General features: G+C 68.9%; 16 protein-coding genes and 3 pseudogenes. 9 read left to right on the top strand and 10 right to left on the bottom strand.

The genetic code is table 11. The features are described from left to right. Positions 1-136, top strand: a pseudogene (locus QMZ92_RS30825) (IS110 family transposase); the annotation flags it as partial. 504 nt (positions 137-640) lie between these two features. Here the strand turns inward: QMZ92_RS30825 and QMZ92_RS36590 are convergent. Beyond that, positions 641-1,096 carry a hypothetical protein gene (locus QMZ92_RS36590; protein WP_502962172.1) on the bottom strand — a complete coding sequence of 152 codons (456 nt, stop codon included), beginning with the start codon at positions 1,094-1,096 and terminating at the stop codon, positions 641-643. 136 nt (positions 1,097-1,232) lie between these two features. Between QMZ92_RS36590 and QMZ92_RS30815 the strand changes: the two genes are divergently transcribed. Next, positions 1,233-2,213: a DUF5996 family protein gene (locus QMZ92_RS30815; RefSeq protein WP_283300856.1), complete on the top strand. Its 981-nt coding sequence runs from the start codon at positions 1,233-1,235 to the stop codon at positions 2,211-2,213. A 1-nt stretch (position 2,214) separates the two neighbouring features. After that, positions 2,215-2,693, top strand: a pseudogene (locus tag QMZ92_RS30810) (VOC family protein). A gap of 93 nt (positions 2,694-2,786) precedes the next feature. Here the strand turns inward: QMZ92_RS30810 and QMZ92_RS30805 are convergent. After that, positions 2,787-4,316 (bottom strand): helix-turn-helix domain-containing protein, encoded by a 1,530-nt coding sequence (locus QMZ92_RS30805; protein ID WP_283300855.1) that lies wholly within the window; start codon positions 4,314-4,316, stop codon positions 2,787-2,789. A gap of 185 nt (positions 4,317-4,501) precedes the next feature. Between QMZ92_RS30805 and QMZ92_RS30800 the strand changes: the two genes are divergently transcribed. Together QMZ92_RS30800 and QMZ92_RS30795 are read left to right on the top strand one after the other, a co-directional pair. Next, the gene (locus QMZ92_RS30800) at positions 4,502-4,849 is read left to right on the top strand and encodes a hypothetical protein (protein WP_349307783.1); all 348 of its coding nucleotides are present in this window, start codon (positions 4,502-4,504) and stop codon (positions 4,847-4,849) included. A gap of 154 nt (positions 4,850-5,003) precedes the next feature. After that, positions 5,004-5,225, top strand: a complete 222-nt coding sequence (locus tag QMZ92_RS30795; protein WP_283300854.1) for a CAP domain-containing protein — start codon at positions 5,004-5,006, stop codon at positions 5,223-5,225. Positions 5,226-5,509: 284 nt separating this feature from the next. Here the strand turns inward: QMZ92_RS30795 and QMZ92_RS30790 are convergent, their stop codons facing one another. Next, positions 5,510-6,541, bottom strand: coding sequence for an ArsR/SmtB family transcription factor (locus QMZ92_RS30790; RefSeq protein WP_283300853.1), 1,032 nt, complete (start codon positions 6,539-6,541; stop codon positions 5,510-5,512). Between the two features lie 1,195 nt (positions 6,542-7,736). Here QMZ92_RS30790 and QMZ92_RS30785 point away from each other — a divergent pair. Continuing rightward, positions 7,737-8,627 (top strand): aminoglycoside phosphotransferase family protein, encoded by an 891-nt coding sequence (locus QMZ92_RS30785; RefSeq protein WP_283300859.1) that lies wholly within the window; start codon positions 7,737-7,739, stop codon positions 8,625-8,627. Positions 8,628-8,673: 46 nt separating this feature from the next. On the opposite strand, the gene QMZ92_RS30780 is transcribed toward QMZ92_RS30785, so the two are convergent. After that, positions 8,674-9,108, bottom strand: a complete 435-nt coding sequence (locus QMZ92_RS30780; protein ID WP_283300852.1) for a hypothetical protein — start codon at positions 9,106-9,108, stop codon at positions 8,674-8,676. Next, positions 9,105-9,443 carry a hypothetical protein gene (locus QMZ92_RS30775; RefSeq protein ID WP_283300851.1) on the bottom strand — a complete coding sequence of 113 codons (339 nt, stop codon included), beginning with the start codon at positions 9,441-9,443 and terminating at the stop codon, positions 9,105-9,107. The genes QMZ92_RS30780 and QMZ92_RS30775 overlap by 4 nt, the downstream gene beginning before the upstream one ends. A 51-nt stretch (positions 9,444-9,494) precedes the next feature. On the opposite strand from QMZ92_RS30775, the gene QMZ92_RS30770 reads away from it, so the two are divergent. Then, positions 9,495-9,701, top strand: coding sequence for a hypothetical protein (locus QMZ92_RS30770; protein ID WP_283300850.1), 207 nt, complete (start codon positions 9,495-9,497; stop codon positions 9,699-9,701). A 271-nt stretch (positions 9,702-9,972) separates the two neighbouring features. Here QMZ92_RS30770 and QMZ92_RS30765 read toward each other — a convergent pair whose 3' ends face one another. Further along, a complete protein-coding gene (locus QMZ92_RS30765; RefSeq protein WP_349307782.1) occupies positions 9,973-10,479 on the bottom strand; it encodes a TnsA-like heteromeric transposase endonuclease subunit in 507 nt (168 codons plus the stop codon). Positions 10,480-11,026: 547 nt separating this feature from the next. Between QMZ92_RS30765 and acnA the strand changes: the two genes are divergently transcribed. Then, complete coding sequence (acnA, locus tag QMZ92_RS30760) at positions 11,027-13,756, top strand: aconitate hydratase AcnA (protein ID WP_283300858.1); 2,730 nt, start codon at positions 11,027-11,029, stop codon at positions 13,754-13,756. Here acnA and QMZ92_RS36585 read toward each other — a convergent pair. From QMZ92_RS36585 to QMZ92_RS30750, 3 genes are all read right to left on the bottom strand, one after another. Next, a complete protein-coding gene (locus tag QMZ92_RS36585) occupies positions 13,702-14,502 on the bottom strand; it encodes a TOTE conflict system archaeo-eukaryotic primase domain-containing protein (protein WP_502962171.1) in 801 nt (266 codons plus the stop codon). The genes acnA and QMZ92_RS36585 overlap by 55 nt on opposite strands. 785 nt (positions 14,503-15,287) lie before the next feature. Further along, complete coding sequence (locus tag QMZ92_RS30755) at positions 15,288-16,358, bottom strand: CU044_5270 family protein (protein ID WP_283300849.1); 1,071 nt, start codon at positions 16,356-16,358, stop codon at positions 15,288-15,290. Beyond that, entirely contained in the window at positions 16,355-16,999 is a 645-nt protein-coding gene (locus QMZ92_RS30750; RefSeq protein ID WP_283300848.1) for an RNA polymerase sigma factor, read from the bottom strand. Before QMZ92_RS30750 ends, QMZ92_RS30755 begins: the two co-directional genes overlap by 4 nt. Before the next feature lie 120 nt (positions 17,000-17,119). Between QMZ92_RS30750 and QMZ92_RS30745 the strand changes: the two are divergent. Continuing rightward, positions 17,120-17,505, top strand: a pseudogene (locus tag QMZ92_RS30745) (transposase family protein); the annotation flags it as partial. 141 nt (positions 17,506-17,646) lie between these two features. Here the strand turns inward: QMZ92_RS30745 and QMZ92_RS30740 are convergent. After that, positions 17,647-18,366 (bottom strand): ABC transporter permease, encoded by a 720-nt coding sequence (locus QMZ92_RS30740; protein ID WP_283300847.1) that lies wholly within the window; start codon positions 18,364-18,366, stop codon positions 17,647-17,649. Positions 18,367-18,404: the final 38 nt, after the last annotated feature.

The following is an 18,404-nucleotide window of genomic DNA, read 5'->3' as shown; positions in this document are numbered from 1 at the left end:
CCGTTGCCGGGCCCGCGGGAAGACCCATACCCAGGCCCTCCTCCGACTCGCTCGCCACCGCATCAGCGTCCTGTTCGCCATGCTCCGCGACGGCACCTTCTACGAGTCACGCGTCCCCGAGGCAGCCGCCGCATGACCACCTCGGGCTTGACGAAGGACATAGAGGCACCCCCCCGCCTGCCGTGCCATGCCTCGCGCTCGCACGGCCTGAGCGGAGGGCGCGCCGTGCAGTGGCCGAGTGGCCGCAAGGTGCGCGTTCCGGGCTGCGCTTCCCGAGCAGGGCGTACCGTGCCCCGCACTCCGTGGTGCGCGTCCCGTGCCGCGTGTTCCGTGCGAAGGCTCGCGCGAGGTGGTGAGGGCCCAGTGACCGAGCGCAACGGTCGGGAGGGCCGGGAGAGCCGAGTGGGTCCACGGCCGGTGGAAGGCGGCGAGAGGGGCGGCTGGTCGTCGCGCCGGAAGGACGCCCTGATCACCGTCGTCGTCGTGGTCATCGGGTGGCCGACACCTGGGTGAAGCCGTCCAACGGGCTCCTCACCGGCCTGGCCACCCCCGTGGCCGCCGCCGCGTCCGGCCTGGTCGGCTCCCTGCTGTGGTGGTGCCGCCGCAACCTCGGCGCGGTCGCCCTCGCCGTCACGGCCGGCTACTTCATCGCCTTCACCCCGGTGGCGCTCGGCGTGGCCATGTACACCGTGGGGGAGACGTACCGGCGCGTCCGCACCCTCGCGCTGCTCGGTGCCGCCGGCTGCGTGGCGGGGCGCTGGGGCTGTGGGCGGGCCCGCCGGGCTGGGGCCTGCGGGAGGCGGGGTTCGCCCTCGCGTTCATCCTCGGGCCGCTGGTCGTCGGCTACGCCGTCGCCATCCGACGCGACCTGGCCCTGGAGGCGCGGGCGACCGTCGACGCCCTTGAGCGCGAGCAGCACCTGCTCGTCGCACGGGCCCGGGTGGAGGAGCGGGCCAGGATCGCCCGTGAGCTCCACGACGTGGTGGCGCACCGGGTGGGCAACATCGTCCTCACCGCGGGCGCGCTCGGGGTCAGGGACCCGGCCAGCGATCCGGCCGTCGCCAGGGCGGCCGAGCTGATCAGGGGTGAGGGCCACCAGGCTCTGGAGGAACTGCGCGAGGTGCTCGGCGTCCTCACCCCCGGCCTCCCTGCCCCGGCGCCCCGCGGTTGCCCGGTACCTCCCTCAGTGGCAGCGTGGTCGGCATCGCCCCGTTCGGACGGAGGGAGGCGGTATGACGGGCGAACACACCACCGACGCGCCGAGCACATGGCCCGCGCTGCGCGTGGACGACTGGACCGCGACACGGGACACGCTCCACATGTGGATGCAGATCGTGGGCAAGATCAGGCTGGCGCACGCCCCACTGCTCAACCACTGGTGGCAGGTCACGTCGTACGTCAGTCCCCGCGGCCTGACGACGTCCGCGATCCCCTACCGATCGGGTGTCTTCGACATCGAGTTCGACTTCGTCGACCACCGGCTGGTCGTCCGCACCAGTGAGGGCGACGTCCGCACCGTCGCACTGGAGCCCAAACCGGTGGCGGACTTCTATCGCGAGACGATGCAGACCCTCGGTGAACTCGGGATTCCGACGAGGATCCAGCCGGCCCCGAACGAGGTCGAAGTGGCCATCCCCTTCGCCGAGGACGACCGGCACGGCACCTACGATCCCGACGCCGCACACCTGTTCTGGCGGCAGTTGTTGCAGGCGGACCGGGTGCTGGGCGAGTTCCGCTCGTACTACGTCGGCAAGGTCAGCCCGGTGCACTTCTTCTGGGGCGCGATGGACCTGGCCTGCACCCGCTTCTCCGGAAGGCCGGCACCGCCCCACCCGGGCGGCGCGCCGAACTGCGGCGACTGGGTGATGGAGGAGGGCTACTCCCGCGAGCTGAGCAGCTGCGGCTTCTGGCCGGGTGGCGGGGAGGAGGGCGCCTTCTACGCGTACGCCTACCCCGAACCCGACGGCTTCGCCGACCACGCGGTCGCGCCCGATGCCGCGTTCTACAGCAAGGACAACGGCCAGTTCCTCCTGCCGTACGAGGCGGTCCGCACCGCCGACGACCCCGACCGGGCCCTCGCGTCGTTCCTGCACACGACCTACGAGGCGGCGGCCGAGCACGGAGGATGGGACAGGGAGGCGCTGGAGGACGATCCCGACCGGTGGGCCCGGCAGCGCCCGCGCCACCACCGACGGCAACGCCGAGGGGACTGACATGCCCGACCTGCCCGACCTGCCCGACCTGCCCGTTCTCCCGGCGCCGGAGACGGGACTGCTCCTGACGCACTTCCTGACGGTGCGCGACGTGGCCGTTCGCGGGACTTCTACGCCGACGTCCTCGGCGGCGAGGTGGTGCTGGCGGAGAACCCGGCCATCGTGAAGGCCGCCAACAGCTGGATCATCATGAACCCGGGCGGCGGACCCACACCGGACAAGCCGGACGTCACCCTGACCGCACCCGAGCCGGGGGACCCCGTGTCGGCGTTCATGAACATCCGCGTCGCGGACATCGCGGAGTTCTACGCCCGGGCGAAGGAGAAGGGTGCCCGGTTCCTGACCGAGCCCCTCGACCGCAAGGCCGAACTGCGGTGCTACATGCAGGATCCGGACGGCTGTCTCATCGAGGTCGGCCAGGCGACCGGCATGCTGCGCGGTGTCTACGCCGACCCGCCGGCGGGGACCGGGACGGGCTGAGGACCGCCCCGGGCCCCCTCGGCGGCCGCCCCTGCCGCCGCACCCCTCCGTCCCGCACGGGTGCAGGTCGGAGCGAGTCCAGTGGCCCGCCGGTCAGATGTCCCGGAAGATCTCGATCTGCGCGCCCACCGAGTTGAGGCGCTCCGCCAGGTCCTCGTAACCGCGGTTGATGACGTACACGTTGCGCAGCACCGAGGTCCCCTCGGCCGCCATCATCGCGAGCAGGACGACCACGGCCGGGCGCAGGGCCGGCGGGCACATCATCTCGGCGGCCCGCCAGCGGGTCGGGCCCTCGACGAGGACGCGGTGCGGGTCGAGGAGCTGGAGCCGGCCGCCGAGGCGGTTGAGGTCGGTGAGGTAGATGGCGCGATTGTCGTAGACCCAGTCGTGAATGAGGGTCTGGCCCTGGGCGACGGCCGCGATCGCCGCGAAGAACGGCACGTTGTCGATGTTGAGGCCGGGGAACGGCATCGGGTGGATCTTGTCGATCGGCGCCTCGAGCTTGGAGGGGCGCACGGTCAGGTCCACCAGCCGGGTCCGTCCGTTGTCGGCGGCGTACTCGGGCGTGCGGTCGTGGTCGAGGCCCATCTCCTCCAGCACGGCGAGTTCGATCTCCAGGAACTCGATCGGCACCCGGCGGATCGTCAGCTGGGACTCGGTGACGACGGCGGCCGCGATCAGGCTCATCGCCTCGACCGGGTCCTCGGACGGGGAGTAGTCGACGTCCACGTCGATCTCGGGCACACCGTGGACGGTCAGCGTGGTCGTTCCGATGCCGTCGACCCGTACGCCCAGGGCCTCCAGGAAGAAGCACAGGTCCTGGACCATGTAGTTGGAGGACGCGTTGCGGATCACGGTGACGCCGTTGTGGCGGGCGGCTGCCAGCAGTGCGTTCTCGGTGACGGTGTCGCCGCGCTCGGTCAGCACGATCGGTCGGTCCGGGGCGACCGAGCCCTCGACGGCAGCGTGGTACTGGCCCTCGGTCGCGGTGATGTCCAGACCGAAGCGGCGCAGCGCGATCATGTGCGGCTCGATGGTACGGGTGCCGAGGTCGCAGCCGCCGGCGTACGGCAGCCGGAAACGGTCCAGACGGTGCAGCAGCGGGCCGAGGAACATGATGATCGAGCGGGTCCTGCGCGCGGCGTCCGCGTCGATGGCGTCCATGTCGAGCCGGGCCGGCGGGACGATTTCGAGGTCGGTGCCGTCGTTGATCCAGCGGGTGCGCACGCCGATGGAGTGCAGTACCTCCAGCAGCCGGTAGACCTCCTCGATCCGGGCGACACGGCGCAGGACGGTGCGGCCCTTGTTCAGCAGCGATCCGCACAGCAGTGCGACGCAGGCGTTCTTGCTCGTCTTGACGTCGATCGAGCCGGAGAGACGGCGGCGGCCGACGACCCGCAGATGCATGGGACCGGCATAGCCCAGGGACACGATCTCGCTGTCGAGCGCCTCGCCGATCCGGGCGATCATCTCAAGACTGATGTTCTGATTGCCGCGCTCGATACGGTTGACGGCGCTCTGGCTGGTGCCGAGTGCGTCGGCGAGCTGCGACTGTGTCCAGCCCCGATGCTGACGGGCGTCACGGATGAGCTTGCCGATGCGTACGAGGTAGTCGTCTGCCATGGGTGCAGGCTATCTCAGATATGAGATGAGATATCCAGTGGGGTGGACCATACGGGTGATGCCTGGTTCTGATGGTCCATCATCCGCGCAACTGGGGCAAAGCGGGCTGGTCCGTTCGGGGGGCGGGTGTCGCGTCCCCAGCCCTCGGGGGTGCGTGTGCGGCCCGCCCTGCCGCGGCCCCGGCTATGTCGTATGTCGAGGAGATCTTCGGTGTGCTGAAGGACGCGGGGGTCGCTGTCCACCACTTCTTCCTCAAGGTCTCCGAGGAGGTGCTGGTGAAGCGGATCGACGGGCGGAGCTTCACGCCGGATGATCCCGAGCAGGACGAGCGGGTGCGTGGGTGGTGCAAGTCCAAGATTGAGTCGTGTATCGCCGCGGTGGACACGCTGCCCGGTGACACCGTGTTCCTGGACGGCGAGCTGAGCCCGCGGGAGTGGGGCGGCCGGGAAAGCCGTCGCTACCGCGCGGACTTGCTGGTGCCGCGTACGACCATGCAACCGCCGCGGCGAAGTTGCGATGGTGGGGGACTGTAGCCCAGTACCCGGGATGTACACCCAGGAAGGACGACCCCAAGACCAGTCTGGACGAGAGCACCCTGTGTGACCCGCACATCAACCCGTGACGAAGTCGACCCCTCAGCAACGCGCCGAAGAAGCGGGCTTCGGACGGGGCTGCACGAGGTGGGCCATGGCTGAAAACGCGTACACGGGCTACGGTGCCGATGCGGCCGTGACACCGCTGGCCGCATTCACGTGGTGGATGCGCAGCGACAGCCATCGGGCGAACATTCGCAATCCGGAGTTCGAGACCATGCACGTGAAAGTGGTTTTGGGCAGCGCAGACCCGGCTTCCGGGGCGGTCACGCCGGCGGCGACGTTCGTGCAGATGTTCGGCTTCTGTAAGCGCTGAGTCCGGTCTCGGCATGGCGGGCGGTGTCTGCACCGCCCAGCACTTTAGGCCCGGTCCTCCCGAAGCTGCGGCGAAGTGACAAGTAGTCGAGAGTGATGCTTACCCGCGGGTCCGGCGTGTGGCCTTCGGAGGTTACGAGGGATCGCGGAGCGGGCCGATGTTCTTGATCCCCTGATGGTGCTGGCCCACTGCTGCCGCGGCGTGTGCCTTGGCTTCAAGTTGCAGCGCCTTAACGAGTCCCCCGGTAGTAGCCGACGTCCTTCTTGTGGTGCGTTCGTGCCGCGTCACATGTCAAGGGCGGAGGAGTCGAGGAGCGTTTGGCCAGCGGGACTGAGGGCGTGGCGGGCGCTCTTGCCATCTCGGGTCAAGGTCGTGAGTCCTGCGTTGCGCAGGATGCTCGCGTGCTCGCTGGCGCTGGCGGGGGAGATGTGGGCGTATATTGCCAGTTGGGTGGTGGTGCAGCTGGTGTGCTCGGCTATCACGCACAGGACCGTTGCCCGGGTTCGGCCGAGTAGCGCGCGCAAGGATGCCGGCACGTCGGTGAGGGCGCCAGCGGTGAAAGTAGCGGGGGCTGCGGTGGCGTGCGTGCTCTCTCTGACCGGAAATGTGATCCATGGCTGACTGTGGTCCGAGTAGTCGAAAGCGGGGTAATGGGCACCGAATACCGTCGGGATGAGGACCAGTCCGCGTCCCGCCAGGTGAATGTCGCCATCGCGGCCGGAGGCTGTCGTCAAATGCAGCACCGGTGATGTCCATGTGATGTAGCGCGGGTTGAGCTCACTCAGCAGGCGCTCGACGCCGTGCTCGGACAGCTGCCGCAGACGCAGGACCCGGTCGGCGCCGGCGAGCTGCTGGATCCGTAGCCAGTACGGTGCGATGAACAGCTCATGCGCGCTCTGTACGGCATCTGCGACGTGGTGGACGAGCGAGGGGTTCTGCCGCAGCTGTCGAGCTACCTGGGGAACGCGCTGACGTCCTGCCGTCCACTGCTCCAGGTGTCGGACGATTTCGTGCGCTGGTGCCGAGCGCAGTCTATCCGCGAAGTCCTCCGGGGCCTCGGGACCGCTCAGGTCTAGGAAGCCCACGCCCGGCCCGAGCGCAGGGATGAAGTCGAACAACGGGCCGTGCCGTCGGTGCAGACCGGCAGCGGTCCGCTGTCGCCATGCGTCGAACCGCACAGGGTGGCTCCGCTCCTGCAGCAGCCGGACGCCGATCTCCAGTTCCAGCAGCGGGCGCACCCCGGAGGCCATGCGGGTGCGGGCCAGGTCCTCAGCCGTGAAGTGGATCCTCAAGGTCACCCCCAGAATGCTTCCCACCCGCGGACGCTTCGGGCCAGCCCGAAACGAGTCGATTCCGCCGAGGCCCGCCCCGACCCTGGTCATGCAGCACCGCGACGACTGTGCTGGCCTTGCGTTAGGGGGCCAGGACGAGCACCGGAGAAGCCCGTCACCAGCCGGGGCAGGCCAGATTTCCGGACGGAGAGATGGTCGATCCACGAACAGGTGGGCGGAGAGATGCCCCACCTCATCACGAAGGGAATCGTTCACTTATGCGCACACGAAAGATCCTCGTAGGGCTCGCCCTCGGCAGCGCAGTCGGATTAGGGCTCACAGCAGCACCGGCCCAGGCAGCGCCCGCAGCGTCAACCGTCACTTCCGCCAGTAATGGGAGCAGTGCAAGCATCCAGCGCGCGGCTGCAAGCTGGCACTTCTATAGCAGCCACAGCAGCTACCACAACTGCGCCGTGGCAGCGATGTACTGGGTGGGCAAAAACCCCAGTTGGGCATGGGACTGCGACTACTTCCCCGGCACGGACGGGGTTTGGAAGTACCACCTGTACTTGTACTACTAGGGGTGCCGTGAAACGATCAAGTCTGCAACATCAGGAACTGCGTCGTGAATCGACGCGGGCTCCGAAAGTTGCATGCTTGTGAGTGCCCGTAAGCCGCACTCCCCTCTCCTTCTTGGTCGTCGATGACGCGTCCAAGATGACGGAGCATCACCACCACAAGAACAAGAAGCAGCGAACCGTTGACAAGCGCACCCCTGATCCGCTGTAGAGAGCTACTTGCCACTTCGCCGTGGCTTCGGGAGCGGAGGGTCACTTAGGGGCCGTCGGCGACTGTGACAACTGCCCTATGCTGCTGTCCAGTTCCACCAGAACGAATGCCCGGCCACCACCTATGGCCGGGCATTCGCGCATCTGTGTGCGGGGGGGCCCTCACCGGCAGGCGCGAGGGCAGGACCGTGCCCGCTCCCTCGAAGGACACGCGCTGAATCAGTTGCTCCTGGCCCTCCAGGGCCGCCCAGGCGGGCCCGCCGGCCGCGTCACGGTGTCTCTCCGGCCGTTCCGGTCACCCCAGGTCACTGCTGCGGCTGGGACACCTGGGTGGCCGAAAAAATCTCAGTTGATCTGGAACCTGGCGTCTGAATACTGGCTGTCGTCCCAGTTGATCTGGACTGCTTCCGTCGTTTCGGACTGGACTAGTGGAAGGGCCTGCGAGATTGACCATGCACGAGGACCAAGTGGACGTGACCACCGACATCGTTGCGACTTTGATCCAAGAACAGTTCCCTCAGTGGAGCGGCAAGGCGATCCGACTCCTGTCGTCGACCGGGACGGTCCACGCCATCTTCCGCATCGGGGACGACCTCTCCGCGCGTTTCCCGCTGCGTCTGACCGATGCCGCGGAGGCGCTGGCGGTTCTGGAACGGGAAGCCCGGGCGAGCGCGGAGCTGGCACAGGTGTCTCGGTTTCCCGTTCCGGAACCCGTCGCCCTGGGAAAGCCCGGAGCGGGTTATCCCATGCCGTGGTCGGTCCAGACGTGGCTGCCGGGAACGGTCGCCTTCGATGCCGACCCGAGTGGGTCGGACGCATTCGCCGAGGACCTTGCAGCCTTCATCGCGGCCCTGCGGGAAGCCGAGACGCGGGGTCGGCTTTTCAGCGGCGACAATCGCGGCGGCGTTCTCGCTCACCACGACACCTGGATGGAGAAGTGCTTCGAGGCGAGCCAGGGGCTGCTCGACATGCCCCGGCTGCGCCGACTGTGGAGCCACTTCCGGGAGCTGCCGCGCACGAGTGCCGACGTGATGAGCCACGGCGACCTGATTCCCGGCAATGTGCTCGTCGCGGGAGACCGGCTCGGCGGCGTCCTCGACACCGGCGGATTCGGCCCGGCCGACCCCGCGCTGGATCTGGTCAGCGCCTGGCACCTGTTGCAGCCGGGCCCACGGGAAGTGCTCCGGCGGACACTGGCCTGTGACGATCTGGAGTGGGAGCGCGGCAAGGCATGGGCGTTCGAACAGGCGATGGGGCTCGTCTGGTACTACGTCGAGAGCAATCCGACGATGAGCCGAATGGGGCGCCGGACGCTCGACCGCATTCTGGAGTCGATGAAGTGACGTCGCCCCGGTCGTAGGCCGTGACAGAGACGTCCGCTTGCCGCCCTCACCGAAACAGCACCGGGATGCGGTCGGCGACGTTCGAGTGGCGAGCCCGGTCGAGGAGTTCGTGGGCGAGCCCGACCTGGGTGAGGGCACTGGTCTTGCCGGTTCCGGGCAGCCCGGAGACCATCAGGCCGCGGCGGGCGCTGATCGCGTGCCGGTTGAGCAGGACCAGCCGCCGCCCGCAGACCACCGTCTTCTCGACGAACGAGGTGGCGACCACGAGCATGCGGGCGTGATGGTCGAGCCGGTCCTTGTCATAGCGCACCCGCTCGACCGGAGAAAGACCGTCCAGCTCGGCCGGGGGCAGCAGGACGGGGGGACCGGGTGGGCCGGCGGCGAACTTCCGCCACCCCTCCAGGGTGGTCAGCTGTTGGTTGGCCTCGGCGTCCGCATCCTTCAGCGATGTGCGTCCCGTCGCTGGTTCGGAGATGGTCACGGACGCCTCCAGGGGTTGGCGAGCGGATCAAACAGGCCCAGCGGGATGACCTTCGCCGACTCGGTGTCCCCCTGGTCGTCCTGAACTGCTTCGGCGGTGGGCGGATCGGGGACCGGCCGGTCGGAGGCAGTGGCCCGGGTCTGTGCCGCGACGCGCCGGGACCGCTTCGTCGCATGGTCCTGCCGGTGTGCTGGCCCGTCGTGTGCCCGCTGCAGCAGGGCATCGGCGGCATCGGCGATCTGTTCCTCGGTCCCGCCCGGGACCTGTTCGCGGGCGTGGTCCCAGGCCGTCTCGCCGAACGGGACGCCGACACGGTGCAGATGTTTCCAGAACACGCGGCCAGCTTGTCGAACAGCCGGTAGAGCGTGCGCTGTGAGGGAACCTCGATGTCCTGCGCGTCCTCACGGGAGGCCAGGATCTGCGTCGCCCGCCAGACCACGAAGCCGATCGTCTTCGACGACGCCTCGGCCGTCTCGCCGATCGCCTGCTGCATCGCCTCGACCACCGCCGGAGCCACCCGGCCGAAGGACGGCATCTGCTTGGCCGACCGGCCGTCGACCAGTCCGACCAGTCCGACCAGCCCGTCCCGCTGATAGCGCTGGCGCCGCTGCTTGACGCCGCTGGCCGTCATCGCGTGCCCGGCCGCCGTCAGCTCGGCAGCCTTGGCCCGCTCCCGCTGAGCCAGCGAGTTCCGTCCCGGGTCGAACTCCGGGCGCGGCACCGTCCCCGCGGGAGCATCCGGCGGCAAGCCGTCCAGCACCTCCAGAATGTGCCTCTCCCACCAGCGGGCCTGTTCCGCAGCGATCTGAGGGAACTCCGCGATCCTGGCCGTCGGAGGCACCCGCCGTTCTTCCCCGGCCCGCATCACCGGACACTTCCGTCCGCCAGGCGCACGAAGGTGGGCGGCCCCAGCAGCCCGGCCGCCAGGCCCTCAGCGGTCAGCTCGCGCAACCAGAGGGGATGGAACAGGACGGGGAGCGTCTCAAGCCGGTCACCGGCCGCATCCGCGCCGGCCATCAACGGGGCCCGTTCCGCGAAGACCTCCTGGAGACGGTCCACGACCGGCCCGCGCCGGCACCGGGGATGCCGGTAGCGCGACAGCCACCGCACGTTCGCCAGCAGCACTTCCTCCGGAACCCCGACCCGCTCGAAGCTCCATCCCGCCTGACGGCAGGCCCGGCGCGTCACCTCGAACGCTTCCGCGTCCCTCGGTTTGACCCGCTCATCGGCGCGGACGTCGACGACCGCCGCAGAGCCGTCCGCGCGGCGTACGAAGCAGTCCGGAGCGTGCCGACGCTCACGCTCGCCGTCGTGCCAGTGGAGCCAGAACGGTTGCGAGGCGATTCCCGCAACCTCGGGATCGAAGTCCATCAGCACAAGCCGGTCCCGCTCCAGCCAGAATCGAAACCGACGTGCTGGCCAGTCGTCGCCGCCCAGTACCAGCCCGAGAAGTGACGCTCACCACGCGACCAGCGGAACGGCCGCACGGCGGGTGCGTCCTCGAGCCGGGCCGTCACGCAGTCCAGCAGCGGACGCCGTCGACGCTCGCGTACCGCATCCACGTACGACAGCTCTACGTACGGCTCTGCAAGATCCGCCCCGACCGGTACGGCCACCCGGCACCCCCAGCACGTCACCTCGTACGGCTAGGTTCGCCGGCAAGGAAGTCAAAACGCCTGGGTTCGCTGGCAAACGCCTCGATTGGATGAGAGCGGTCACTCGCGTCCGGGCATGACCCGTCAGCGGTCATGTACTAGAGTTATCTCGACATCGAGATATCTGCAGGGAGCGCACCGCAGCCACTTTCCGCCGGGTCGTCGAGTAAGGGTGACCTAACTAAGCCTTACCTTAGCGGATCCCGGGGAGTTGTAGGCGGCAGGATGCGGTCAGTACGCGCACATTGATGAAGGAGACTGTCGTGTCGGCGAACAGCTTCGACGCCCGCAGCACGCTGAGCGTGGGTGACGAGTCGTACGAGATCTTCAGGCTGGACAAGGTCGAGGGTTCCGCACGCCTCCCTTACAGCCTCAAGGTCCTCCTGGAGAACCTGCTCCGCACCGAGGACGGCGCGAACATCACCGCCGACCACATCCGGGCGCTCGGCGGCTGGGACTCGCAGGCCCAGCCGAGCCAGGAGATCCAGTTCACGCCGGCCCGCGTGATCATGCAGGACTTCACCGGCGTGCCCTGTGTCGTGGACCTCGCCACCATGCGCGAGGCCGTCAAGGAGCTCGGCGGCGACCCGGCGAAGATCAACCCGCTCGCTCCCGCCGAGCTGGTCATCGACCACTCCGTCATCGCCGACAAGTTCGGCACGCCGGACTCCTTCGCGCAGAACGTGGAGCTGGAGTACGGCCGCAACAGGGAGCGCTACCAGTTCCTGCGCTGGGGCCAGACCGCCTTCGACGAGTTCAAGGTCGTCCCGCCCGGCACCGGCATCGTCCACCAGGTGAACATCGAGCACCTGGCCCGCACCGTCATGGTCCGGGGCGGCCAGGCCTACCCCGACACCCTCGTCGGCACCGACTCGCACACCACCATGGTCAACGGCCTCGGCGTGCTCGGCTGGGGCGTCGGCGGCATCGAGGCCGAGGCCGCCATGCTCGGCCAGCCCGTCTCGATGCTCATCCCGCGCGTCGTCGGCTTCAAGCTCACCGGCGAGCTGCAGCCCGGCACCACCGCCACCGACCTCGTCCTCACGATCACCGAGATGCTGCGCAAGCACGGCGTCGTCGGCAAGTTCGTCGAGTTCTACGGCGAGGGCGTCGCCGCCACCTCCCTCGCGAACCGCGCCACCATCGGCAACATGTCGCCGGAGTTCGGCTCGACGGCCGCGATCTTCCCGATCGACGGCGAGACCCTGAACTACCTCAAGCTCACCGGACGCAGCGAGCAGCAGGTCGCGCTCGTCGAGGCGTACGCCAAGGAGCAGGGTCTGTGGCTGGACCCGGCCGCCGAGCCCGACTTCTCCGAGAAGCTGGAGCTCGACCTCTCCACGGTCGTCCCCTCCATCGCCGGCCCGAAGCGCCCGCAGGACCGCATCGTCCTCGCCAACGCCGCCCAGCAGTTCGCACTGGACGTCCGCAACTACGTCGACGAGGTCGACGAGGCCGGCAAGGAGTCCTTCCCGGCCTCCGACGCCCCGGCGATCTCCCCGAACGGCGCCCCGTCGAGGCCGACCACGGTCACCGCCCCCGACGGCTCGACGTACGAGATCGACCACGGCGCCGTCACCGTCGCCGCGATCACCTCCTGCACCAACACCTCGAACCCGTACGTCATGGTCGCCGCCGCGCTGGTGGCCAAGAAGGCGGTCGAGAAGGGCCTGACCCGCAAGCCGTGGGTCAAGACCACCCTCGCCCCGGGCTCCAAGGTCGTCACCGACTACTTCGACAAGGCGGGCCTGACCCCGTACCTCGACAAGGTCGGCTTCAACCTCGTCGGCTACGGCTGCACCACCTGCATCGGCAACTCCGGCCCGCTGCCGGAGGAGGTCTCCAAGGCCGTCAACGACCACGACCTGGCCGTCACCTCGGTGCTCTCCGGCAACCGCAACTTCGAGGGCCGGATCAACCCCGACGTCAAGATGAACTACCTGGCGTCCCCGCCGCTGGTCGTCGCCTACGCCCTCGCGGGCTCCATGAAGGTGGACATCACCCGCGAGGCGCTCGGTACCGACACCGAGGGCAACCCGGTCTACCTCAAGGACATCTGGCCCTCCGAGGCCGAGGTCAACGACGTCGTGGCCAACGCCATCGGCGAGGACATGTTCAACAAGTCCTACCAGAACGTCTTCGCGGGCGACGCCCAGTGGCAGGCGCTGCCGATCCCGACCGGCAACACCTTCGAGTGGGACGCCGAGTCGACCTACGTCCGCAAGCCCCCGTACTTCGAGGGCATGACGATGGAGACCACCCCGGTCACCGACATCGAGGGCGCCCGCGTCCTCGCCAAGCTCGGCGACTCGGTCACCACCGACCACATCTCCCCGGCCGGTGCCATCAAGGCCGACACCCCGGCCGGCAAGTACCTCACCGAACACGGTGTGGAGCGCCGCGACTTCAACTCCTACGGCTCGCGCCGCGGCAACCACGAGGTCATGATCCGCGGTACGTTCGCCAACATCCGCCTGCGCAACCAGATCGCGCCGGGCACCGAGGGCGGCTACACCCGCGACTTCACGCAGTCCGCAACTGCTGACGCGGCTCCGGTGTCGTTCATCTACGACGCCTCGCGCAACTACATCGAGCGGGGCATCCCGCTGGTCGTGCTCGCCGGCAAGGAGTACGGCTCCGGCTCGTCCCGCGACTGGGCCGCCAAGGGCACCGCGCTCCTCGGCGTCAAGGCCGTCATCGCCGAGTCGTACGAGCGCATCCACCGCTCGAACCTCATCGGCATGGGCGTCCTCCCGCTGCAGTTCCCCGAGGGCACCTCTGCCGAGTCCCTCGGCCTGACGGGCGAGGAGTCCTTCTCCATCGCCGGTGTCACCGAACTCAACGAGGGCACGACGCCCCGCACGGTGAAGGTGACCACCGACAGCGGTGTGGAGTTCGACGCGGTCGTCCGCATCGACACCCCCGGTGAGGCGGACTACTACCGCAACGGCGGCATCATGCAGTACGTGCTTCGCCAACTTGTCGGTTCTTGACCTGACGTGAACGAGCGCCCTGCCCCTGCATCTCTCGCGCGGGGGCAGGGCGCTCGCGCGCGACGGGGGAAGACGCGCCTGCGAGCATGATCGCACGCGATCTGTTCCCGGAGCGGAGCTGCGCATCCTGCGACGACGAAGAACCCCGCACCTGGTACCACCGGCGGTGTCGTCGCAGATCGCGAGGGCTCCGGTCGGCGGCGCGCGGGGACGACCGAGCTTGTCGACGAGCGCCTCGACCTGGGCCGGGGAGAGCCGCTCCACCTGAGACAGACGTGCGAACTGATCGGGTATGGCTCCCAGGTCTGTGGGTCGCAGAACACAGTGGTGCCCTTGAGGCGGTAGGCCCCCTGCAGCGGGAGCGCGATCAGGTTGCCGAACCGGGCGCTGCCCTTGGCGTTCGTCGGCAGTAGGTCCTGGGCGGGGAACAAACGGTCGTAGCTGGACAGCGTCATCTGCCCGCGGACGTCGATCGCCCGGCGTAGCAACCATCCCCAGTGTGCTGGCGGTGACCGCGGTGACGGGCGCGGTGAAGAAGGTCCACACGTGGGCGCCGACCCCGGAGCGGGAGACCTCGGCCAGAAGACGACTCGGTCGGTCAGAGGCCGGAACACCCGCTCGGCGTCGTTCTTGTTCTTGGCGAAGGGGTTGTCCTCGGCGGGGCTCCAGCCCGTCCGATCCGTCTTCCCGCTCACCCACCGGGTGGCGTAGACGTCATCGCGGCCTACGAACAGGGCCCGGAACAGAGCGATCTTTGCCGCGCAGCCGCGTGCTGGCGATCGAGCGGAATGAGAAGCGTTTGGCGGCAGGCCTGGAGCCCGCTGATGTTCCCGACGACGGTCCGTGGGCGCCGAGTACGGTCCTCGGAGTCCTACGCAACCCCGCTACGCCGGGCACTCCGTCCGGCTCCGCCCGGTCGCTTCGGCCATCCGCGCGACCGACAGCGTGCCGTGACTGGCCCCCAGCGGGGACCACGCCTCCAACACCACTGGTGAGGACCGGCAGCGGCTGTCCGCGAGCCGCATGGAGATGGCTTCGTCGAGAATCGCCCAGCGGCGGCAAGAACCTCACCAACGGGTGGGGCCAGTGCTTCACTGCCGGGAACTACAAGTGGCGCGTCAACGTCGACTGCACGCTGGAGGTTGGGGGTCGAGCAGCATCGTGACCGGCCCGACCCGGACCAACGCGTACTGCAACTGGGACCACGTGGAGCACGTGTCCATTGAGTTTGTCTGATGACCCGTGCACTCGCGGCGCCCCGTGGGAGTCACGATCGGGCCGAGTTGCTGGCCGTCGGCGCTGAACCGTGATCCTCCGGACGGCCGTGGGTGCCGGGCCGTTCCTGGCCGACGGCGCCGCAACGTAGCCGGAGGGAAGTCGGCGTCGCTGGAGGCCGACAGCAAGGCCGCCCAGCAGAAGTTCCTGGTGCCGACCGGGCAGGTGAGCAGGTTCGCCCAGGCCCGACCGGCCTGGGCGAGCAGCGCGGGCGGGACCGGGCAGAACGATCAGGCGGCCAGGTGCTGTCGGGGCGTCAGCCGGCTTGCCCGGGGACCTGCTTGTTGGCGTCGACGACCGCGCGCTGGGTGATCGCGCTGGTGTGCGTGACCGTGCCGACCGTGAACTCGCTGTCCTTCACGGGCTTGACCACCACGACGCGCTCGCCGAGGAACTGCAGGGTCTTCTTGTCGAAGATCCACTCGGTGCGCTGGCCGTCGGCGTCGTTCTCCCGGGCGATCGCGATTCCGTGCCGGCCCGTGGCGTCGGCCGCGTCGTCCACCGCGACGACCCCCGGGATCCTGGCCGCGGCTTTGTACAGGGCGGCGCTGACGTCGGCGGGCGGGTAGCTCTCGGTCAGCAGGTCACCAATGGCAACGAACGCCGCCTGGTCGCGCGGGACTTCGGGGTCCCGGTAGGCCTCCGACTCGCTGTAGATCTTCCGCAGCAGTGCGTCGGGGTCGGTCGGCAGCTTGGCCAGGGCGTTGTAGGCCCCGCTGTAGGGGACGTCGCTCGCCAGGGTCATGCCCTTGTCGCTCGTCTGGCCGGCCTCGATCAGCCAGCCGTCCTTGCCGTCGAGGGAGCTCCAGACCTGGCGGGAGTGCAGTTCGTCGCTGACCACCCGGGACTTGTCGTCAACGGTCTTGACGTAGGTGTCGGCCACCTGCGAGGCGATGTAGACGTACTGGCCGGCGTGCGGGGCGGGCGCGGAGGTGCCGGCGGCGGCCAGGGAGATGCGGTCGAGGAGTTCGGGGGCGCCCTTGGCGTTGGCGACGCCGATCCGGGTGGTCAGTGCGGGGCCGTTGGCCAGCGCGGTCTTCCCGTCCGCCTTGCCGCCGGTGAGGGCGAGGCCGCCCACGACCGCGCCGGCCAGGGCGAATGCCGCGGCGGGCAGCAGGATCGTGCGCCGCAGGAACGGGTTGGACCGCTTCGCAGGTGCGACGCGGGTGGCAGCGGCGGTGCGGAGGTCGTCCTGGATCTGGGCCATCATCTGCTCCTTGTGGAACTGGTGGCGGCCCGTCGGCAGATCCCGCTCGGCGGCGGGCAGAAGGCTCTGCGTCTCCGTCCACTCAGCCGGGTGAGGCTGGTGGGAGGGGCTGGCGTTCATCGGTTTCCTTCCTGTGCGGACCGGACCGCGTATCCGCGGTCACCTGCTATCTGCCGGTTCGCACGGTTGAGTTCCCGTTTTCCTTCGAGCAGTTGCGTGTCGGCGAGTCTGCGCAGCCTGGCGCGGGCACGGGAGAGGCGGGAACGGACGGTGCCGATCGGAATGCCCAGGGCACGGGCCGCGTCGGCGTACTCCATCCCCTCCCACATGCACAGCGTCAGGACCTCGCGCTCAGGGCGCTTGAGCAGACTGAGGGCGGCCAGCGTGGCGTTGATACGACGCTGGTCGTCCAGGCGTCCGGCGGTCTCCTCGGCGTGGTCCTCGACCTGTTCCTCGGTGGCGTGCGCGGCGGCTGCGGCGCTTGCCGCTCTGAGGTATCGGCGGTTGCTGCGGTAGTGGGAGCGGGCGACGTTGGTGGCGATACCCAGCAGCCACGGCCGCAGTGAGCCTCCTTCGGCCTCGACCGAGGCACGGCTCCGCCACGCCTCCATGAAGGTCGTCGACATGACGTCCTCGGCCAGCGACCAGTCGGCGGTCAGCCGGAAGGCGTGGTTGTACACCGTGCGGGCACACTCGTCGAAGAGCTCCGCGAAGGCATCCGCATTCCCGTCGCGCACCCGGGTTCGCATATCTGTGGTCACATCTTCAACTGACGGTCGAAGCGTACGAGTTCCCGTGAGCCGCGTCACGCCCCTCGCACAGCTCGCCAGAGCGGCGACCGTACGGGAACGTGAAGGAGACGGATCCCGGCGAGCGCCGTAAACGGCGTGAACGTGCAGGCCGTTGCCGACCCTGCGGGCAAGCTGCTGTGGATCTCGCCCGCACTGCCCGGCCGCACTCACGATCTGACTGCGGCCCGCACCCACCGCATCATCCGGATCTGCGAACACCAGGGCGTGCCGTCCTCGCCGACCGCGCCTACGTCGGGGCCGGCTCCTGGGTGACCACGCCGATCAGGCGTCTTCCGCACCGGGGCCTCACCGCGAGCCAGTGGACGATCAACCGGGCCGTGTCAGCGGCACGAGCACCGGCCGAACGAAGCGTCGCGAGACCGAAGTCCTGGCGTGTCTTCCGCAGAGCCCGCTGCAGCCCCAACCGCATGACGGTCATCGCCGCCGCCGTCCTCACCCTGGAGGGCCAACGCTGAAGACGCCCTCTGAGTGACAGAGCGGGAGAAGAGGCGGTCCGCGGCGCGCGGTCCCGCGTCGGGGTCAGGGGCGAGAAGGGCGGCGACGTTCGCGCGGAGACAGGTTCTGCGGTCCGAACTGTCAGGAATGCGGACCACGGGTCAGCGGCGCGGTTCCCAGCGGAACATGCGGGAAGCCAGCGCGACGGCAACGACGACCCAGGCCAGTGTCGGCAGCAGCAGTGGCAGGGAGTCCGCCGCGGGTACGCCGCCGTTCCAGGCGCTGAGGGCGAGTTCGGTGGCGGAGCCGCCGGGGAGGAGCCGCTTGAGCTGGGTGAGCTCCGTGGTGCCGGTGATCCCTACCCAGGTGGAGACGCCGATGGCGCCGAGACTGACGGGCAGGGTGGTCACCTGGGCATGTTCGGGGGAGTTCGTCAGTCCCGCCGTGGCCAGTCCCAGGGCGAGCATCATGGCCACCGTGGACAGGACCGCTACTGCCAGCAGCGGGAGGCTGGCCGGCGCGCCGGTGACCGCGGCCAGTACGGCGAGGATCGCCACTACCTGCACGATCGCTAGGAGGGTGACCGGGAGTATCAGTCCCACGAGGATCCCAGCGTCGCTCGTCGGGGTGGAGCGCAGCCGCTTGAGGAAGAGACTCTGGCGGCGAGAGGCCAGCGTGGTCACGACGGTCGTGTAGAGCCCGAAGGCTGTCACCGTGAACATCACCACGGCGGCGATGTACCCGAGGCTGCCCAGGTCGGCGAAGATTTCATGCTGGTAGACGAAGAACGCGCACGGCACGATCGGGATGACGAGACTGGTCAGCAGCACCAGCCGGTTGCGGAAGATCTGCTTCAGCTCGCTGAGAGCGATGGGGAGCATCGTGAGGGTTCTTTCCTGTGAGGTTCTTGTGGGGTTCC

The organism is Streptomyces sp. HNM0645 (assembly GCF_030056615.1).
Lineage (GTDB): Bacteria > Actinomycetota > Actinomycetes > Streptomycetales > Streptomycetaceae > Streptomyces > Streptomyces marianii.
Note: the sequence above shows the minus strand (reverse complement) of the source record. Positions and strands in the feature narration are given on the sequence as shown.